Here is a 19,832-nt window from a genome sequence, read left to right as displayed (position 1 = left end):
CATGCCTGTCGATCAGCTTGTCGAGTTCGTGTACGGCGATGGTGGAGCGGGCGATGCCCTCGAATGATGGGGCGGATGCTCGTGCCTGGCGTGCCGAGCGGAGCAATGTGATGCTCGACTTTCCGCACTATTTTCCGAGGGTAGTGATCATGGTGTACGTCGCGTGGGGGATCCGCAGGGGTGGTTCGGCGGCTCTGCATCGACCGTCGCAGTGACGAACTGCGCGCTCGCGAGGATGGCCGGTTCGTGGGGTGTGCGCCCGAGGGCGCGTATCCGGCGGTCGAGTTCGTGGCGGCGGACTGGGCGATCACACCCCTTCAAGCAACGCGTTGAATAGTCTGATCGGTGTGCGGTCAAGAACGTAGGTGTCGGAGACGGTGACCTGTGACAGACCGCGGCCTCGCAATTCCGCCACGGCCCGCCGAACCTCGGGATTCCAATGCGCGTCATCGTGCCGCCAGAGCGGGTGTCCGATAATGACAGCTGCACCACGGCCCTCCGGCGACACGAGCGCCGGCAATTCGTTGACCGTGAGCTTCTCGATTCGGAGGTGCGGGCCGTAGCCATCAGCGAAGCTCTGCATGAGCGCAGTGGTTCGGTCAGTCCAGTGGAACAGGTCCAGGCTTCGGCCGAGCACAAGGTCTACTACGTCGAGCCCGAGTCGCCAGTCAAGCGCCCAGTGATTGAAACGATTCTCATAGTTGCGGAGGCAGCCGGGGCATGAGGAAGTGCAAGCTGTGCCATGCGGGTCTTCGCGGAGTCGCCGACCAGTCTCTTCTCGGATCGAGATCAGGAGCCTCCCCAACGTCACTGGCTCGCCGAGTTCCAACGCATACCCCGCGCCATTGTCGAGGGCGTCGGCAAGGAACACCCTCCCCGAGACAGTGGTGCCGCTGCGTGTTGGCTGAAGCCCGACCTCAAGTTCCGACTGCTCAATGTCCAAGTATTCCTTGGCAGCGTTGCGGAGCAACTCGGCAAAGGAGAGCAACGCGCCCTTGCCTGCCGGACACGCCCAGGGCAGCGTGGCGATCGCTCCTTCGGGCAGTGCCAGACCATCGAGGCCAAGCAGGAGCACATCGGTCCGACGGACTTCGCCGATCGCTGCTGGGTCGAGTGCTTGCCCTCCAGTCCGCATGAACTCTGGCAGCGGGCGCCGATACAGATCCCGATTCTGGGCAATCACCGATCCGTCCGACTGACGGCTCAGGTCAAACAGCTTCCGGTTGTTGTCGTTTACAGCTACGACTTCTGCTTGTTCAAGTAGTCGAAGTGAAACTCCGCCGAGCCTCATCTCCTGCCCGAGGTCAGTGTTGGTCGACAATTCGGAGTAGCCGGCGTACATCGGCGTGATATGCGAGTCGTCGTAATCCGGCTGACTATAGATCGTCCGGTAGCCCTCAGGCTGGTAGAGCGAGAACGCACTCATCTCCTCGCCGCAGACCGAGCAACTGAGCGACTCATCCGTTGGATGCGTGTCGAGGCTGCCGCACTGCCCGCAACGATGGACCGGGAATGGTGCGCCGAGAGGGTCTTTCGCGCGTGCGCTTGTCCCCATGATGTTGTAGGCCGCAAAGCCGACCGCGAGGTGCTCTGCGCCATCCTTCACAACGACGGCGCCCGGAGCGAATGCTGTGATGGACATTCGAAGATCGCGATCGGCGACGGTATGCCGTTCCGCGTCGCCAGCACCACGGAGCGGCTTTGAGTAGAGCGGTCGCACCCGGGTCGGGAAACCGAACATTGGGAGTACCCCGGCGTTCGCGAGCAGCTCGCTGAGTTCATTGTGCTGGAAGTACGGGTTGCCAACAGCTTCGTCGATGTCATTGACAAGTCCGTTTCGCGCCCAGTCCTTGAGTTCGTCGACATCGAGAGCTGTGTAGACGCTGAAACGCGCGCAGACCACGGGGACATCGCGGGATGACTGAAGCCATGCGTCGACGTCGGCACGCCGTTGCAGCCAGTCAGGTGTCAAGCCGAATGTTCCGTGAATGCTGTCACCAGTTCGCCGCGGCGGGTTCCGGACGGCGAGGAAGGCTCTGCGGAGAAGTTCCGCCGCGATCACCCGGCGGACAATCCGGGGCCGCGACAAATCGATGAATGGCGGCGGCGGATCGGCCGCTGTCATCTTCTCCGGTGACTGGAAGTAGTAATCATCGTGAGCTCGATCCCGCGAGACGGTGACCGCGAACGAGAACGGCTGACCCGAACGTCCAGCCCGACCGACCCGCTGTTGATAGTTGAACCGTTGAGGGGGCATGTTCGCCATTGCTACAGCTCTGAGCGATCCGATGTCGACGCCGACCTCCATCGTGGTCGTCACTGAAAGCAGGTCAAGGGGGTCAGCGAGAGCGCTCTCCGCGGGCGCAGGGAGCACCGCACCCTTGAACAGGCGTTGCCGAGTCCGCTGGTCGGCCAGCCTGGTCTGACCAGTCAGCTCAGCGACTCGCATACGTCGGAGCGGTTGTGAGGCAAGCCATCCGTAGTAGTCGAATTCTTCGGACCATTCCTCCTCGTGGAGTACGCCGTTCGGGCATTCCTCATTGGTGCAGACTCCGGCTGAGGGATGTAGGTGGGTCGTTCCGCAGTTCTCGCAAAACCACACCTTGTCGCCGGGAGTCCTGAGTTCGAGAGCGTCCTGCCCGGTCTGGGTCCTCAGCGCCCAGGTCTCATCGACGATGCTGCTCGCGCGCAAGAACTCGCCGATGCTCGCCACCAGGGCCTGCCAGTCGAGCTGATGCTTCGCGGCGACGCGCTTCAGGTAAGTGACGACAACCTTCGGCGCCGAATTGGATCGGGCTGCATACCCGCCCTCAAACCGCTTTGCAATCCCGAGGAGGCGAATCACACTTGCCAGGACATCCCCGGCGATGTCCACCGAGATGCCCCAACTATCGGGCGCGAGTGGCTGCGCCCGAACTACGCCCAATCGAGTGGATTCGAGGTCTCGTGACGCGCGGTCGAAGACTGCCTCGGCGACGGCCGTAGCGGTGAGCCGGTAGCGATCTTGGCGGATTGGTCGTGCCACGGCATCAGCCAGCGGCTCCCAGGCGTTGCGGACGGGGGGTTCATAAGCGCGATACCAAGGGGCGTCGCCCTCGCTCTCTGCGACGGATGGCCCTGGTCCGGCTGGATTCACGCCAACTTCGAGCATTACCCGCTCGGCGTCGTGGACGAGCGTTGCCCACGGCAAGGATTCGGTTTCCCGCTCCGCGGCAACGATCGTCTCCATGTCCGCTGGATCGGCAGCTCCAAGACTCTCTAGCCGGAGCTTGTCGAAGAGCTCTCGGCGGCTGGCGCGCAGTTGCTCGGCCCGCCGGAGGTCGTCGCCAGCGAGTTCACCAATGAGGAGCGCTCGCAGGAGCGGCACTGGGTTCTCCCGTCCGTGCAGAAGCTGCCGAACGACTTGCCGCACTTGGTCGCGAAAGTTGTTGAGTGCGATCCCGGCGGCGATGCGTGCAGAGTCGTCCCGGCTGTCGGTGAAGACGATCGTCCTCGACTCCGCCGCGTCAGACCCCAGACTACGGAAAAGTTGGGATACCGCCATTTGGTTGAGCTGTGCGCGACCTGAAGTGTGTGCGCGGATCGGCGACCGTACGTTTCCGGCGAAGAAGACGGCTGCATCGCGGTTGTCCTGACTCCCACCGCAGCGGGGGCAGACTTCTGGAAGCGCGGGCAGCGCCAGTCCACTATCATCGCCCGCATTGTGGCTGAGAACGACTGCCGGGATGCCGTCAGGAGAGTTGCCGAGAATGAGCGAGCCGAGTTTAGGATTCCAGGTCGCGGCGCCGAAGTTGGTCTCGATGGTGGCCTGATTCTCGTCCATGTCGGCGGGGAGTTTGTGCCGGCTTGGGGCATTGGGAACGGGCGAGCCGAGCCATAGCCACCGGTACTCGTCATCGTTCCTCCGGTACACGAAGTCACCGGAATTCTCACCAGGCGTGACCGGGGTGGTTGACAGCACGACAGCGCCGCGATCGGGCCGATCGACGACGTACCCGCCGAGGCTCACGTCGCCGCAGTCGAAGCAATAGAGGAGTTCAAGTACGCGTGCGCCGCATTCGGCGCACGTCGACCGCGGAGTGTCGTACATCCGACCGATTCGCCGAGGCTCTGAATCGGTGCCGCCAGGACAGTCTTGATCAGAGCAGGCCCAAAGCCCGCGCATCCCGCGCATCATCACATGACCGCGAAACTGGATTGCGGGCTTCGCGACGTCGGCGAGGCTGCCAAGCATCGCCGCGAGCGCCGTCGGCGCCAACAAATCGTCCCCGAAGAGGCGGGTCGCAACCGTTTCGATACGCGTGGCCTTCGGACGGGTATCGTCCTGGTCGCTGCACGCTGCCGCGATCGTCTCCGCCCACTGATCCCTTGTGGCGACCTCTACGAGTTCGTCCGGTGGGACGTTCAAAACCTCGGCGGCAGTCGGCTTCTCGCCGGAAACGAGTGATCGTGGCTGCCCCGGCTCGATCAGGAAGGACGCCCGGTCGACGCCGAAGAAGCGCTCCAAATACTCCAGGCCCGAGTCGTCCCCAGGGAGCGAGGCGCTCGTGGCGATGATCCTGAACTGGTCGGAAGACGGCTCGATTCCAAGCCGCGATGCCAGGTTTCGGACGACCATCCCGACCTCGGCCCCGGTGCTGCCGCGATACAGATGTAGCTCATCGACAACAAGCGTGAAAACGTGATCGGACGATCGCTGAAGCCAAAGCCGCGTGGACTCGAAGATCGGCTCCTCGACGTCGCGCATGAGCATTACGTTGAGCATCGAGTAATTCGTGACCAACAGGTCGGGTGGCGTGGCGATCATGTCCCAGCGAGTGATGAGTTCGCCGGCGTAGGGGTCTTGGAACTGGGCCACAAGGTCTGGATCGTCGAGTTCGGCGAGCCGCGCGTTCAGACGAGTTAGATCTCGCATTTCCCGGGCTGCATTGGCGGTCGCAGGTGCGGAGATCTTTCCTCTCGGGATTCCGCCCGAGCCCGGCGTCGCGCCGGTGTAGCGACCGAACCAGAGGTCAATGGGCGAGTCTTGATCCCGTAGGCCGCGCACAGCTCGACGAAGGCGAGCGACCTGGTCCTCGACCAACGCATTCGTCGGGTACAGGATGACGGATCGCACCGCTGCCGGGATCGCCCCAACGGCTCGAGTCGGCTGCCAGTTGTCGGTCTGTCGTTTTAGATCCCACCACTCATGGATCGGAGCCAGCGCCGCCGTCGATCGCTTCTCAGCCGCTATCCGACTTAGGAGCGGAATCAGGAAGGACTCCGTCTTGCCGGACCCGGTCCCCGAGGTCACCACTGGGTTATGCCCGATGCCCGGTGCGAAGTGCGTTGTAAGCGCAGCGGCTTGATGCTTGCGTAGCTTGACACCCGCGAGTGCGTCGGGCGTCACACCAAAGACTGCCCTGATGACGTCGCTGAGATCGCGGGCATCGACCCCCGCCTGTTGAGCGGCCTCGTCGACCGACGCAACCCCGTCGTAGGGAAGCACGGGCTCGAGCATGAGCGGTGCGAACAGGTTCCCCTGGCCCTCAAGCAACAGACGTCGACGCTCGTCGACAAGTGACTGATCCCGTAGTGCGTAGGCGGTGTCAATGTAGCGAAGGAACGCGTCACGGAGATCGTCGGCGATCTTCACTGGGGTCGGGAACGGCACGGTGCTCACCGACTCACACGGTCGTAGATAATGTCCGCGACTTCCCGCGGCACCAAAGGGTACTGAAGCATCCGGTGATTGACGATCTCTCGCGGCGCCCGCCCTGAGCAAAGAGCGAGCGCGCGCCCGTACAGCGCCGGCAGGTCCGCGCCCAACGGCGTAACTACCGAGCCGCTGCGCGAGTTGTAGCCGACCAAGGGATCGCCGGCCCACAAATTTGCAATGTGTTTCACGATCTGCGCGTTGCCGAGTCCGATGGTTCCGCTCGCGATGTCATCCGCTGTGCGGATCGCGTAGGTTGAGCCGAAGTCTTTGAGTCGGTAGGCGCCGACTCTGACTAGCGACTCGGTCTGGTGCCACGAGGCCGAGGCCGTGTCCCAGAACTCCGCCGACCGATGGATGGGCACGATAACCCGTTTGAGCGATTTCGCCACTTCGCCAAGTGCAGGAAGTGTCTCGGCGATGGCCTTCGCCGGCGAAGTCTCAAGCACGGTGAACCCCGCTTCCGCCAGGACTGAAATCGGCAATTTGCCAGCGACCTCGACGCGGGCAAGCTCGGCGTCAACAGTCGCGGTGACCTCGGCATCGCCGTCGACAAGTTCTGTAAGTCGATCCACCAGCGCGCCCGAACGCGACCCTATGAGAACCCACCGCCCATCAGCCGTCGGAACGAGTGTTGACGAGTTCACGGCCCACTCCGTCACCTGGAGATAGTCGTCTCTGGCGACATCGACGTGCCCGACGACCTCAAGCCGTCGGAGGAAGGAGTCGGCGAACAAGCCAGAGCCTTCAACCTGGGCAGCGATCCGCTCGAATGTCCCGAACGATCCGGTCCCGACGTGGTTCAGCGCATCAAATGCGACTTCGAAGTCCGGCTCGTCCGACTCGATCACCGGAGGGATCTCTGGAAGAACGGTGGCCTTAGCAGTGGCATCCTTCTTCTTCGCAGCCCAGGGAGTGCCGGCGAATCGGCGCACGAGTCCGCAGGTTGTGCACTCACCCTCGATACTCCGCGTAGGCACTTCGCCCGGGAGCACTGGCGGAAGGAGGAACCGGTGCATCCCAGTGACGAGACACGAATCGCTCGTCATCGGAGTGCCCACTCGCGTTTTTGCAGGCGCCGCGGCGGATGAGCCTCTCTCCCGAGGCACGAACTCCGGCATCCGCGTTGCGGCTTCGATAACGAGCGAGTCGAGGCCGACGATCCTTGCACCATTCACATGACTCGGCCACTTAGGCGGGCCAGCGGTGAGAGGCCAGCGCAGCGAGGAGTCAGGCGAGTAGACCAGGCGGATATCGACATCCTCGACCCTGAACTGCGGAGTGCTTGCGGACCGCAGTCGAAGGAGCGCCGTCGACGAGGGCTTGATTGCGTCGTCAACGAACATTGCGACGACATACTCGCCGTCAGATAGATCACGATGCACGAGCGGAAGAACTGCGAGTTCGCCGGGCTGAGCAGACTCGGCGACGAGCATGGCAGGGTCGATTCGTGCGCCGCGGTACACGCGGACTTCAACCGAGGATGCCCCAGCGGCGAGAGCGATAGCCTCCGGCGGCTCCAACGCCGACCACTTACGAAGCAGACCGGGAAGCACGAAGCCCCCTCGCAGCGTCAGGCTCGTCCGCGCGCGCGGGGCGAGCGGCAGGAGATCAAAATGCATCTGCCCTGTCGGCGCGGAGACGATCTGGACGTGCTGGTAGAGCAGCCATCCTTCTGGGTATGCGGGCAGATCAGTGAGCTCATGCCAGCCCGGTCGGGAGTGGGCTTCGAGGTGTGCCTCCACGCGCTGGCGTGCATCTGACCTCGCCAGGACGATGCTGTCCTCACCGAGAGAGATGCGTTCGATCTCGACAAACGCCCCCTGGAGGTCATCCCACCGGAGCGGGGTCACCCGCTTCGGACGGCGACCGAATGGACGGCTGTCGTCGTTCCCGAACTCTCCCGCAATTTGTTCCCCTACGAGCGAAGCCGCACTAACCCCCTCCACGCCTGAGAGCCGTGTGGAACCACCGGGCCCGGAGACGGTCGGAACAATCGACTTCCCATCCGCAAGTTGGAACCGGGCGATGTCCGGTCCTTCCGAGCGGTACGGAAGCATCAGGTTGAACTCGATCGACTTGCGCGGGAAGGTCCGCAGGAATGCCAGAAGACGCGTGGTGACAGCGGGCCGTGCAGACGCGACCGCCTCGATCCCGGAGCCGTCCCACGCTTCGAGCTCGAGACATGCGGCATCGACGATTCGCTCCCTTGCGGCCGGGACACGCCAGAGGCGCGAAAGGTGCGAACTCAGGGGTAGGCTCGGAGTGGCCGTTGCGTACGGGTCCATCGCGAGGCTCATGTCATCTGGCGAGATACGCAGACCGGGGGTCATGCCCTCGATCGCGAAGAGTTCGTGGAGGCTGGCGCGATCATGCTGTCGGACAACCGCTTGGGACATCGGTAGCCCGATGAAGGCATGGCCTCCGACGGCGTAGGCCGTCGGGATTCCGCGTTCGCCCTCCCATGCCTCCAGCCATGAGTTCAGCGATCCCCACAGCAAATCGGCGATGCGGCGGTAGTCGTTCTCGACCCTCTGATACTCGCTCGTCGGGACATGGAGCATCCGATGCAATCGTGAGTAGTAGTTATGGGCGGCAAGGTCGCCGTCCGCCTGCATCTGCTCTGCAGCGATGGACAGCGCAACCAAGAGCGGGAGCGCAGGTGGCGTTTCGAGCGGCTCGCGTCGGTGGCGTCGGGCAGCCTCCGCCTGCCCGTGAAACGGGGCGACGCCAGGCTCGTTCAGTTGAAGCGAGGACCTGACGATGGACGCTAGCCCGGTCAACGTCCGGTCCTCAATTTCTGCGGCTTCGAGCGCTTCGCGAACCGTATCGGCGTCCGCGAGCGCATAGACGGGTCGGCCAGCTTGCGACGAACTGAACATGACGTCGGCGAGCGCCTCGCTCACGCGCTCGTACTCGGAATCCACGGCCAGTCTCCCTCGCGCCACTCTGTCTATCCCAACCTAGCCACGAGCCCCGACAACCGGGTCGCGGTAAGAGTCTGAAGCAGAAGCGGTCGACTGCGCGGCAGCGTGCTGTTCGTCTTCCGAAGCCACCGACGACTGGTCAAGACCGCGAAGGAGTGGCTCAGCGATCGCGCGTACCACGTCGGCGTTGACGGCGTTCCCCAGCGCCTTGTATGCGCGCAGATCGCCATCGGGAAGCGAGATCGAGCCGAGGCTTTGGAGTGCGGCGCACTCCGACGGAGTCATGTAGCGACGAACGCCGACGATGTTTTTACCGAGGATCGGAACCTGCGTATGCGTCATCGCGATGAGACTCGGAGCGGTCGAAGTGCGCTTCACGCGGAGGCCCGAGGCGCGCACTTGCAGGACGTACTCGTCAATCCGTCGTTCGCCACCTTGCACGTTCCACTCGAACTTCTGAAGGCTGGACGGGAACTTCCACGGCTTCCACTTATCAAGCCACGGGTCGATCCACTTCTGATTCGCCCAGTAGAACTGACGGTTCTGACGGATGAAAGCTTGCTTCCACGAGGGGAACTTCACATCGGCCGGCCGACGAGCGTGGCTCGGCAGGAGCGCGGACTGCTCGGCCTGCGCCAGCCCTTTTAACTCGAACCCGAAGCTGCCGCGGGCATGATCCAAATCGCGCGGACCGAGTTCCTTCCAGATCGCCGGGGGCGTGGCGTCCTCGTAGGGATACGTCGCTCGGAACTCCATCGACCAGATCGGAAAGGACGGCAGCTTCAGCGCCTCCGGAGCGCGCTTGAGGAAGTCGTCCCACATGTCGATCGCATGCAACGTCTGAGCTGAGATTGCGCGGGTCGGTTTTGCCTGCTTATCCAGCACGCTACTGATGTCCGTCTCTGGCGGGGACGGGCTCGGCCACTTGAATCCATCGAGTCCGTCGAGCGATCCGACGAAGTACGCCCGTTCCCGAATCTGCGGCACGCCGAACTCGTGCGGCGAGAACTTGTGCACGTCGACCGCGTAGCCGAGCTCTTCGAGCTCCTTGCGAATCGTGGCAAGCGTCTCGCCGTTCTGGTGGCGCAGGATGTTCGGCACGTTCTCGAGGATGAACCGTCGCGGTCGCTTCTCCTTGAGAATCGCGAGCACCTTGAAGAACAGCTTGCCCTGAAGTGTGTGGCTGAATCCGAGTTGCTCACCGGCTTTCGAGAATGGCTGGCAGGGGAAGCCCGCCGTCAAGACGTCATGCCGGGGAACCTCCCGCGCGATCGTTGCTTCGTCCTCCAGATCGTTGACGTCGGCCCATGGCTGGATATCAAAATTGACCTTGTAGAGCGCGTTCAATGCTGCATCCCATTCAGCCGCGAACACACCCTCGCCACCGAGCTGTTGCAGCGCGACGTGGAAGCCCCCGAGTCCCGAGAAGAGATCGATGAACCGGAAGGCTGTAGCCTCATCGGCCATGCGCGATTCCTCCTGTCAAACGGTTCAACGATACCGACTCCCACCCACCCCAGATCGGAAGCTCGCCGGCCGCCCCGAGCGCTGGAGAGTCTCGAACGACGTAGCTCTTCGTCCTGCAGTACAACTTCGTACGGTCATCGAGGACGGGCCCGGCTGGCTCAACTCGCTGGTGCTCCAGTTCTGCCGGAATGCGCTTGCGTTCCTTCTCATTGGCCTAGACAGCTCCGATTCCCTCTTTCGGCGCTCTAGTAACCGGTTGATCACGTAGGCGACGGCAAGATCATGAGCGATCTGTTCTTTCTGTTTTTCCGGCCTCCTGCGTGATGGTCTGGCACGGCGAACCAACCGTTGTAGCGAACTTCAGCCCATGCGTTCTGATCAGCAAGCTGCCAGCCTGTGGGGGTCAGCGTGACAACGTGGTGTCGTCGCATGCTCGTCTTTCCTCAGGAGCCTACGGGCACGCATTCGATGGCGCCCGAGGTCCCGCGACCCCCGTTCTGGTGGCATCGCCACCCGTGTCTGGCCCCCACACCCCACACCCGGTACGAAAGGATGAACCTGAGTCGACGCCGACTCGCGCTCTACCCGATCCGACCGAGAGTTGCCTTCCCAGTGGTGAACCACGTCTCCTTCATTTGGAACATCGCCGAATCCCTACGCGGCCCGTTCAAGCCCTCCGAGTACGGGTCGGTGGTGTTGCCGTTCACCGTGCTGCGCCGACTCGACGCCGTCCTCGCGAGCACGAAGGCGCAGGTGCTCGAGACCACCGCGGGCCAGCCCGACTCCCTTCCGGAGAAGATCCGCGATCTTCAGCTGCGCGAGGCATCTGGTCACGAGTTTTACAACACGAGCCAGTTCACGATGGCCAAGCTCACGGCCGACCCGGCCGACCTCCGGGAGAACCTCGCGTCGTACCTTGCAGGCTTCTCCGAGAACGTGCGGGACATTTTCGACCGGTTCAAGTTCGACGAGACGATCAATAAGCTCGCGGAGAAGAACAAGCTGTTTTCGGTGACCGAGAAGTTCGCGCAGGCGAACTTCCACCCGAGCGTCGTGAGCAACATCCAGATGGGGCTCGTGTTCGAGGAACTCATCCGGTGGGCGAACGAGCGCTCGAACGAGACCGCAGGCGACCACTACACGCCCCGCGAGGTCATTGCGCTCATGGTGCAGCTCCTCTTCGCCCTCGATGACGACGCGCTGACCAAACCGGGCACGGTCCGCTCGATCTACGACCCCACCGCAGGTACGGGCGGCATGCTGTCGGTTGCCGACGAGTACCTGCACTCGGTGAATCCCGGCATCCAGCTTTCCCTGTACGGGCAGGACATCAACGACGGCTCCTACGCGATCTGCAAGGCCGACATGGTCATCAAGGGTCAGGATGTCGACAATATCCGCCTGGGCGACACCCTTACCGAAGACCACTTCGAAGACAAGAAGTTCGACTACGGTCTCTCGAACCCGCCCTTCGGCGTCGACTGGAAGGACCAGCGCACCGCAGTCGACGACGAGTACAGCAAGCTCGGCTTCAACGGTCGCTTCGGCCCCGGCACCCCGACCGTCAGCGACGGCGCCATGTTGTTCCTGCTGCACCTGGTGTCGAAGATGCGCAAGCCTGAAGACGGCGGCTCGCGCATGGCGATCGTGCTCAACGGGTCGCCGTTGTTCTCCGGTGGCGCCGGCGGCGGCGAGTCGAACATCCGCAAATGGATGCTCGACAACGACCTCGTCGAGGCGATCATTGGGCTGCCGAAGGACATGTTCTACAACACCGGCATCTCGACGTATGTCTGGGTGCTGAGCAACCGTAAGACGGAGGACCGCAAGGGCCGTGTGCAGCTCATCGACTGCCGCGAGATGTTCACCAAGCTCCGCAAGGGGCTCGGGTCCAAGCGCAACGAACTCTCCCCGAAGAACATCGAGAACATCGTCGGCCTCTATGCCGGCTTCGAAGACAATGAGCACTCGAAGATCCTCCGCAACGGGGACTTCCTCTACCGCACCATCACCGTCGAACGCCCCCTCAAGCTCATCTGGCAGGCAACTCCCGTACGCATCGACGCCGTTTTCGAGACCAAGCCCGTTCAGAAGCTCAGCGAAGCGGATGCTACGGCGCTGCGCGCCACACTCGACCGCCTCGACCCCGAGCGCGCGTGGCGTGACCGGCCCTTGTTCCTGAAGGCGCTGAAGGATGCCGCGAAGGCCGAGGGGTTCACCCTGCCTGCGCCGCTGCTCAAGGTGATCACGAGCGCGCTCGGCGAACGGGATGACACTGCTGTCGCGTGCACCGACGCGAAGGGCAACCCGGAACCGGACGCCTCGCTCCGCGACACCGAGAACGTGCCCTGGAACGAAGACGTAGATGACTACATCACCCGCGAGGTGCTGCCGTACGCGCCCGACGCGTGGGTCGATCATGCGAAGACCAAGGAAGGTGCCGAGATTCCCTTCACCCGGCACTTCTACCAGTACGTGCCGCCCCGCCCGCTCGAAGAGATCGACCGCGACCTCGAAGAGGTTATGGACCAGCTTCGGGCGATGCTCGTGGCGGTCGAATCATGACCACTTTCCTTGAGGCGGATACTGAGACCGACCAACATCGTGTTTCGCAGCTCGCGACGCTTATCAATGGCTTCCCGTTCGATTCCGCTGACTTCAGCAGCGATGCTGACGTCCCTCTCCTCCGAATTCGGGACCTTACCGCCCGGGAGTTTGAGACGTTCGTGCCGCGCGAGGCGGTTCCTGCCTCTGCGTTTGTGCAGGACGGCGATGTCGTGATCGGCATGGATGGTGACTTTAATTCCGCACTCTGGAGCAGGGGCGAGGCCGCGCTGAATCAGCGGGTGTGTCTGCTCCGCGCCCGCGGGCGGGTCGACCCCAGGTATCTGGCCTACGCGATTCCTCCCCATTTGCAGAGGATTAATGAGCTGACATGGTCCACGACCGTCAAGCATCTTTCGGCGGGGAGTGTGCGGGCAATACGGGTCCCTGCTCACAGTTACGAGCAGCAGCGGGCGATTGCGGGCTATCTGGATCGAGAGACGGCGCAGATCGACGCGTTCATCGCGAAAAACGAGGAACTCATCGCCCTCCTCACCGAACGCCGTGCGTCTTCGATCGTGGAACTCATTGGGGCGCACGAGACCATTCCGCTCAAGCGATTGGTCTCGCCACAGCGTCCGCTGACTTACGGGATCCTGCAATGCGGGGAACCCGTAGAGAGCGGGATCCCCTACATCGGTCCGTCGGATCTCCTCGGCGAGGGTGCCTCGCCGCAGCTCAGTTCTCTTCGTAAGACAACGCCGGAGATCGCGGCCGCATACGGGCGGTCGGTTCTTAGAGGTGGTGACATAGTCGTCTCGATCGGTCCCGCCTTCGGTCGCGTCGGGCTGTTATCGGAAGACCTCGAGGGCGCGAACCTCACACAGGACACCGTTCGTGTCGCAACTGTTCCGGAACTAGTCGACTCTCAGTACCTCGTTTGGGTTCTGAGTTCGCGCATCGCAGACGACTTCTGGGACTACGAAATCCTCGGAGCAACTTTCCGGCGACTTAATCTCGGAACACTTGGTGAGACGCCGATTCCATATCCGCTAGTCGCAAAGCAGAAGCGGATCGCAGATCGTATTGCGGTAGCTGTGGCCGAGATCGATAGGGCGATAGAAGTGGCTCGACGGAGCGTTGGGTTGGCCCGTGAGCGCCGCGCAGCGCTTATCTCCGCCGCAGTGACGGGCAAGATCGATGTGGGGGTGGCTGCATGACCGGACCTACTGGCGCGCATCTGGAGCTAGTGCTTGAGAACGAGATCGCGGAGCATCTGGCCGCGAACGGGTGGCTCTACTCACCGGCCGACGCCGACTACGACCGTGAGCTCGCGCTGTTCCCTGAGGATGTGCTCGGGTGGCTTGCTGATTCACAGGCGACGGAGCTCGCAAAGGTCGTTCGGCCCGGGGATACCGAGGCACAGCGGGATGCGGCGGCTCGTGGCATCCTGAACCGTCTTTCGAAGGCGCTCGACAACGACCCGTTGAAGAGCGGCGGGACGATTCGCATTCTGCACGACGGTTTCTCGATGGTGCCGAGTACGGGTGGGGCGGTGAAGTTCCGGATGGCACAGTTCCGGCCGGCGACGACGAACAACCCGGCGACGCTCGACGCGTACGAAAAGGTGCGGGTGCGGGTGATGCGGCAGGTGCATTACTCGGCGAAGCATCCGAACAAGGCGCTTGATCTAGTGTTGTTCGTGAATGGCATCCCGGTCTCGACCGTGGAGTTGAAGACCGATTTCACGCAATCGATCGGCAACGCGGTCGCGCAGTATCAGTTCGACCGCAGCACGGTCGGTGAGCCGTTGTTCGCGTTCGCGAAGCGGTCGTTGGTGCATTTCGTGGTGTCGAATTCTGAGGTTCGGATGACGACGAAGCTCGCCGGTTCGAGTACCCGGTTCCTGCCATTCAACCAGGGTGCCGATCAGGGCGCGGGGAACCCGTTGAACCCGAACGGGTCGGCATCGGCGTACTTCTGGGAAGAGACCCTGCAGCGCGACACGTGGTTGCAACTGCTGGGCTCGTTCGTACACTTGCAGGTCGAGATCGACGTGGACCCTGACACGGGCAAGAAGACCCGCACTGAAAAGGTACTGTTCCCGAGGTTTCACCAATGGCGGGCAGTGACGAGGCTTGTCGAAGCGGCACGTTCGGAGGGGCCGGGCAACCGGTATCTGGTGCAGCATTCGGCGGGGTCGGGCAAGACGAACTCGATCTCGTGGCTCGCGCATCGCCTGTCGCAGTTGCATGACGACGCGAACGAGCGGGTGTTCGACACGGTCGTCGTGGTGACCGACCGCACGGTGCTCGATAAGCAGTTGCAGGACGCGATCGCGCAGTTCGAGAAACAGGCCGGGGTCGTTCAGTCGATCACGAAGGATGCAGGCGAGTCGAAGTCGAAGCAACTCGCGGCCGCGTTGACCGGTGGCAAGAACATCGTGATCGTCACGATCCAGTCGTTCGAGGCACTGATCACCGCGATTCGGGATCTGCCCGAGCTGCAGGGACGCCGCTTCGCGGTGATCGCGGATGAGGCGCACTCCTCGCAGACCGGGTCGACCGCGGGCGCGTTGACGAAGGTGCTCTCGCCGGCCGAGCAGGCCGCGGTCGCTGAGGGGGCACCGATCGATTCGGATGCGTACTTGCAGTGGGCGATGGAAGTCACCGCGGCCGCGCCGAACATCTCGTACTTCGCGTTCACGGCGACGCCGAAGGCGAAGACCCTAGAGCTGTTCGGGCGGGTACCGGATGGGGCATCCGATGCGCTGCCGGAACCGTTTGACCTGTACTCGATGCAGCAGGCGATCGAGGAGGGCTTCATCCTCGACGTGCTCGCGAACTATACGCCGTACAAGGTTGCGTGGCAGTTGCAGCACCCTGGCGCTGACTACGACGGTCTCGATGAGGTCGACGAGTCGACCGCGGTGAAAGCGCTCGTGCAGTACGTGCGGTTGCACCCGACGAACATCAGCCAGAAGGTGAAGATCGTCGTCGATCACTTCCGCACCTACGTGCAGAGCGAGCTCGGCGGTAAGGCGAAGGCAATGGTCGTCACTGGGTCGCGGAAAGAAGCGGTGCGGTGGAAGAAGTACCTCGACAAGTATCTCGCCGACTCGCAGGCGCAGGGCGTTCGTGCCTTGGTGGCGTTCTCGGGGACGGTCGATGATCCTGAGGATGTCGGTGATGGGCTGACCGAGAAGACGCAGAATCCGGGCCTGCACACGTCGGATCTCGCGGAGGCGTTCAAGCCCTCGACGTACAACGTGATGATCGTCGCGGAGAAGTTCCAGACCGGGTTCGATCAGCCGCGCCTGGTCGCGATGTACGTCGACAAGCGGCTCGGTGGTGTTCAGGCGGTGCAGACGCTCTCACGGTTGAACCGCACGTACCCCGGCAAGGACAAGACGTACGTGCTCGACTTCGTGAACGAGCCCGAAGCCGTGCTCGAGGCGTTCTTGCCGTTCTTCCGTGGTGCAGAACTAACGGCGACGACCGACCCGAACATCATTTACGACCTCGTCACGAAGCTGGACTCCGCCGGCATCTACACGATGCAGGAGGTCGAGCAGGCGTTCGACGCCGCGTTGATGGGCGGCACGAACGCGAACTCGAAGGTATCGGCGGCGACCGCGCCCGCGGTTGATCGGTTCTCGCATCGCTGGGTTGCTTCGGTGCTTGATGCGGATGTCGCGGAGCAGGCGGAACTGCAACTGTTCAAGTCGGATGCCGCGGCGTTCGTGAAGTTCTACGACTTCATCTCTCAGGCGCGCAATCTCGAGGACACCGATTTGCCGCGCCGGCACTATTTCTTCCGCCGCATCCTGCCCCAGCTCTCGACCGCGACGTTCGCGGAGCCGGTGGACATTTCGCAGGTCAAGCTCGTCGGGGTGCAGATCTCGGCAGGCGAGGCCGTGCAACTCACGCTCGGTGCTGGTGCGGGGCTCGACCCGATCTCCGCGATCGGCTCGGGTGCCGTGCACGAGAAGCACCGCAGCGCGCTCGAAGCGATCATCGCGAAACTCAACGAACGCTTCGGCGACAAGTACACGCCCGGCGCCGTCGACATCACGATCGGTGGGGTGCTCGGGCGTCTTGCAATCGATATCGAGCTCGTCAAGCAGGCCGAAGCGAACACTCCCGAGCAGTTCGCCGAGTCACCGGCACTCGTGAAGGCATTCAACAAGGCGATGCTCGGCACCCGGGATGAGACGCCGCAGATCGTGGACGACGTCTATAGCGACGCCGGGCTGTACGCCGAACTGAGCAAGGCGCTGCCGGCGATGTTGTACGAGTTCTTGAAGGGCCAGTGAGGCACGTGTCGGCGTTCGGTGGTCCACGCTTTGGGTCCTTCGGCGGTGAGCTCCTCGGCTCTGATGGGTGGCTCGGGCTGATGGCGAAGCGACGGAGCTGGCTGGCAGATGAGCTCGACAGCCGCTGACCTCGAGGGTAAAACGGCCCTTTTGGGCTCATATACGAGATTGAAACCCGGGACGAATCGACTGAAGGATGCTAAGTGACTGAGCAGATGCCCAATTGGGAAGGTTTCATGCTTCCAACGCTCCAGGTGCTGAGCGACGGAGTGGTCCGCCACTGGCGGGAGTTCCAGCCGCTAGTCGCGGAGCAGGTGAAACTCTCGGAAGCACAGAAGCAGGAGTTGTTGCCGTCCGGGACCCAGGTCAAGTACGAGAACCGCATCGGTTGGGGTGTCTCGTTTCTGACCAACGTTGGTGCGCTTTCCCGACCGAAGCGCGGCCATTACACGATTACCGCGGCTGGAAAGCAACTCATCGAGATGTTTCCAAACGGTGTGCACGAGCGTGATATCCGGGCGCTGGGCGAAGATCCGAACTCCCCGATCCGCGTGTACCAGAAGACCGAACGCACGAAGGCCAGTGAGCCAGGTGTCGGGATCGATGGTGATTCGATGACGCCGATCGAGCAGGTTCAGAGTGGTATCGAACGCATCCATGAGGAGGTGGCGGTCGAGCTGCTCGAGCGGCTCCAGGGGAAGGAGCCTGGGTTTTTCGAGCAGGCGGTCGTTCAATTGCTTCTTGCAATGGGCTACGGCGGAGCTACGGGCAGTGGGAGTGTCACGCAGCTGAGCAACGACGGCGGAATCGATGGCGTGATCGACCAGGACGTTCTCGGCCTCAGCCGCGTCTACATCCAGGCGAAACGGTACGCCAACACAAACGTCGTGCAGCGACCTGACCTTCAGGGATTCGTGGGTGCGCTCAGCGGCAAGGCCGACAGCGGCGTCTTCATCACGACCAGCCGCTTCTCGGAGGGCGCGCGAGCATACGCCGACGGCGTCCCAACGCGCGTCATCCTGATTGACGGGAAGCGGCTCACTAGCTTGATGATCCGATACGGCGTGGGCGTCCAGGTGCGAGAGACATACAAGGTCGTCGAGATCGATGAGGACTTCTTCGCCTGAGGGGTTGTGGCACTCCTGGTCGCGTCACCCCGGGTGCGGCCGGGAGATGTTTGCCAGCCAGCCATAGTCGCGGCGACTTCGCGACCCCTTGACCACAGAGTCCCGAAGTAATTCCGCGCCCGGGCGCTCTATGCATGCCTGGCGCGCGACCTCCGTTCGCCGGCTGGCCTTCGCCGAACGAATCCCCAACGTGCCGGAAGCGCCATCGCAGCTCCGCCCACCCTGCCCTCGCGCGCCGGTATGGTCGCCATATGGACGAGTCGGTCGCTCTCGAGACGACCGCGGCGCGCGCCGTCGAGACGGCTGACCGGGATCGCGTGCTGTGGTCCGATGCCGACCGGGAGTGGGCGAGCCGCGCGGCGGCGGCGATCGTGGGGGAGCGGGCGAGCGCCGAGGAGTTCCTCGGGCGGCGTGCGCAGCTCGTGCTCGAACGCGTCGGCACGCGCCAGCCGGCCGTGACGCGCACGGTGCGCGGCATCCGCTGGCGTCCGTGGGTGGGCGTCGTGACGGTGATCGCGGCGTTCGTGCTGGGCCTGCTCATCGACCGCATCGGCGGCGGGTCCAGCATCAACCTGCTCGCACCGCCCGTGTTTGCGCTCGTCGCGTGGAACCTCGTCGTGTACGTCTGGCTGCTGGTACGTCCGCTGGTGCTCCGGCGTGGCGCGGCCGGGCCGGTGCGGTCGGTGCTGATCCGGGTCGCGTCGGTGCGGGCATCCGGCGACAGCAGCCGAGCGGATGCCGCGACCGCCGCCAGGCGCACCGTGCTCGCCGCGCTGCCCCGCGAGTGGGCGCGCGTCGCCGCACCGCTCTACGGAGCGCGCGCCGCGCGCGTGCTGCACCTCGCGGCGGCGGCCACCGCGCTCGGCCTGATCGCCGGGCTCTACCTGCGCGGGCTCGCGTTCGAGTATCGCGCGTCGTGGGAGAGCACGTTCCTCGGGGCAGAGCAGGTGCACGCCCTGCTCGCCGTGACGCTCGCGCCGGGATCGTGGCTCACCGGCATCCCGGTGCCCGACTTGGCCGCGATCGCGGCGATCCGGGCGCCCGCGAGCGAGAACGCCGCGATCTGGATGCACCTCATGGCCGGCACGGTCGCGGTCGTCGTCATCATTCCGCGGCTGGTGCTCGCGCTCGTCGCGGGGCTGGTCGAGCGGCGCCGCGCCAAGAAGGTCGCGCTGCCGCTCGACGAGCCGTACTACCGCCGTCTCATCGCCGGGTGGGTGGGCGAGCCGACGCGCGTGCGCGTGATCCCGTACAGCTACGCGCTCGAGCCCGAGGCGCGCGCGGGGCTCGAGGCCATCGTCGCGCGGGCGTACGGCAACGCCGCCGCGACGATCGACGAGCCCGTCGGGTGGGGCGACGACGAATGGGTGCGGCCGGGCGATGGCGCCGCTGAGACCGTACTGCCGCTGTTCAATCTCACGGCCACGCCCGAGGACGATGCGCAAGGAGGGTTCCTCGCGGCATCCGGTGCGAGGGTCGTGCTGGTGGACGAGTCGGCGTTCCTCGCGCGGTGGGGCAGCGATGCCGAGCGTCGTGAAGAGCGGCGTGCGGGGTGGCGCGAGCTGATCGAGGCGCACGGCGGCATCCCGGTGTTCGTGAATCTGGCCGACCCCGACCTGCCGGGGGTGGAGGCGGAGCTTGCGGATGCGGCATCCGCTCATGAGGGGAACGGCCGATGAGCGACGGGGAGGGTCTCGAGACGGCTGCTTCGCGGCCTCCTCGACCGGCGGATGGGGGACCGGCGAGCAGGAGCGCGG

The 19,832-nt window shown here is 63.8% G+C and carries 8 protein-coding genes; 5 read left to right on the top strand and 3 right to left on the bottom strand.

What is annotated here, in order from left to right; all coding sequences use genetic code 11:
- Positions 1–307: 307 nt before the first annotated feature.
- From ATC03_RS16670 to ATC03_RS16660, 3 genes are read right to left on the bottom strand one after another with little or no spacing between them, the layout of a single operon-like run.
- Positions 308–5,662, bottom strand: coding sequence for a DEAD/DEAH box helicase (locus tag ATC03_RS16670; RefSeq protein ID WP_067879555.1), 5,355 nt, complete (start codon positions 5,660–5,662; stop codon positions 308–310).
- Positions 5,659–8,622, bottom strand: coding sequence for a hypothetical protein (locus tag ATC03_RS16665; RefSeq protein WP_067879552.1), 2,964 nt, complete (start codon positions 8,620–8,622; stop codon positions 5,659–5,661). Before ATC03_RS16665 ends, ATC03_RS16670 begins: the two co-directional genes overlap by 4 nt.
- A gap of 36 nt (positions 8,623–8,658) precedes the next feature.
- Positions 8,659–10,089, bottom strand: coding sequence for a DNA cytosine methyltransferase (locus ATC03_RS16660; RefSeq protein WP_067879550.1), 1,431 nt, complete (start codon positions 10,087–10,089; stop codon positions 8,659–8,661).
- A gap of 615 nt (positions 10,090–10,704) precedes the next feature.
- Here ATC03_RS16660 and ATC03_RS16655 point away from each other — a divergent pair.
- From ATC03_RS16655 to ATC03_RS16635, 5 genes are all read left to right on the top strand, one after another.
- Positions 10,705–12,654 carry a type I restriction-modification system subunit M gene (locus tag ATC03_RS16655; RefSeq protein ID WP_335622245.1) on the top strand — a complete coding sequence of 650 codons (1,950 nt, stop codon included), beginning with the start codon at positions 10,705–10,707 and terminating at the stop codon, positions 12,652–12,654.
- The gene (locus ATC03_RS16650; RefSeq protein WP_067879545.1) at positions 12,651–13,853 is read left to right on the top strand and encodes a restriction endonuclease subunit S; all 1,203 of its coding nucleotides are present in this window, start codon (positions 12,651–12,653) and stop codon (positions 13,851–13,853) included. The genes ATC03_RS16655 and ATC03_RS16650 overlap by 4 nt, the downstream gene beginning before the upstream one ends.
- Entirely contained in the window at positions 13,850–16,948 is a 3,099-nt protein-coding gene (locus ATC03_RS16645) for a type I restriction endonuclease subunit R (protein WP_067879542.1), read from the top strand. Before ATC03_RS16650 ends, ATC03_RS16645 begins: the two co-directional genes overlap by 4 nt.
- Before the next feature lie 203 nt (positions 16,949–17,151).
- Positions 17,152–18,075: a restriction endonuclease gene (locus ATC03_RS16640; RefSeq protein ID WP_335622244.1), complete on the top strand. Its 924-nt coding sequence runs from the start codon at positions 17,152–17,154 to the stop codon at positions 18,073–18,075.
- Positions 18,076–18,326: 251 nt separating this feature from the next.
- Positions 18,327–19,754, top strand: coding sequence for a DUF2868 domain-containing protein (locus ATC03_RS16635; RefSeq protein WP_067879539.1), 1,428 nt, complete (start codon positions 18,327–18,329; stop codon positions 19,752–19,754).
- Positions 19,755–19,832 lie beyond the last annotated feature (78 nt).

It is taken from the genome of Agromyces aureus, from assembly GCF_001660485.1.
GTDB classification, from domain to species: domain Bacteria; phylum Actinomycetota; class Actinomycetes; order Actinomycetales; family Microbacteriaceae; genus Agromyces; species Agromyces aureus.
This window is presented reverse-complemented; position numbering and strand designations above follow the sequence as displayed.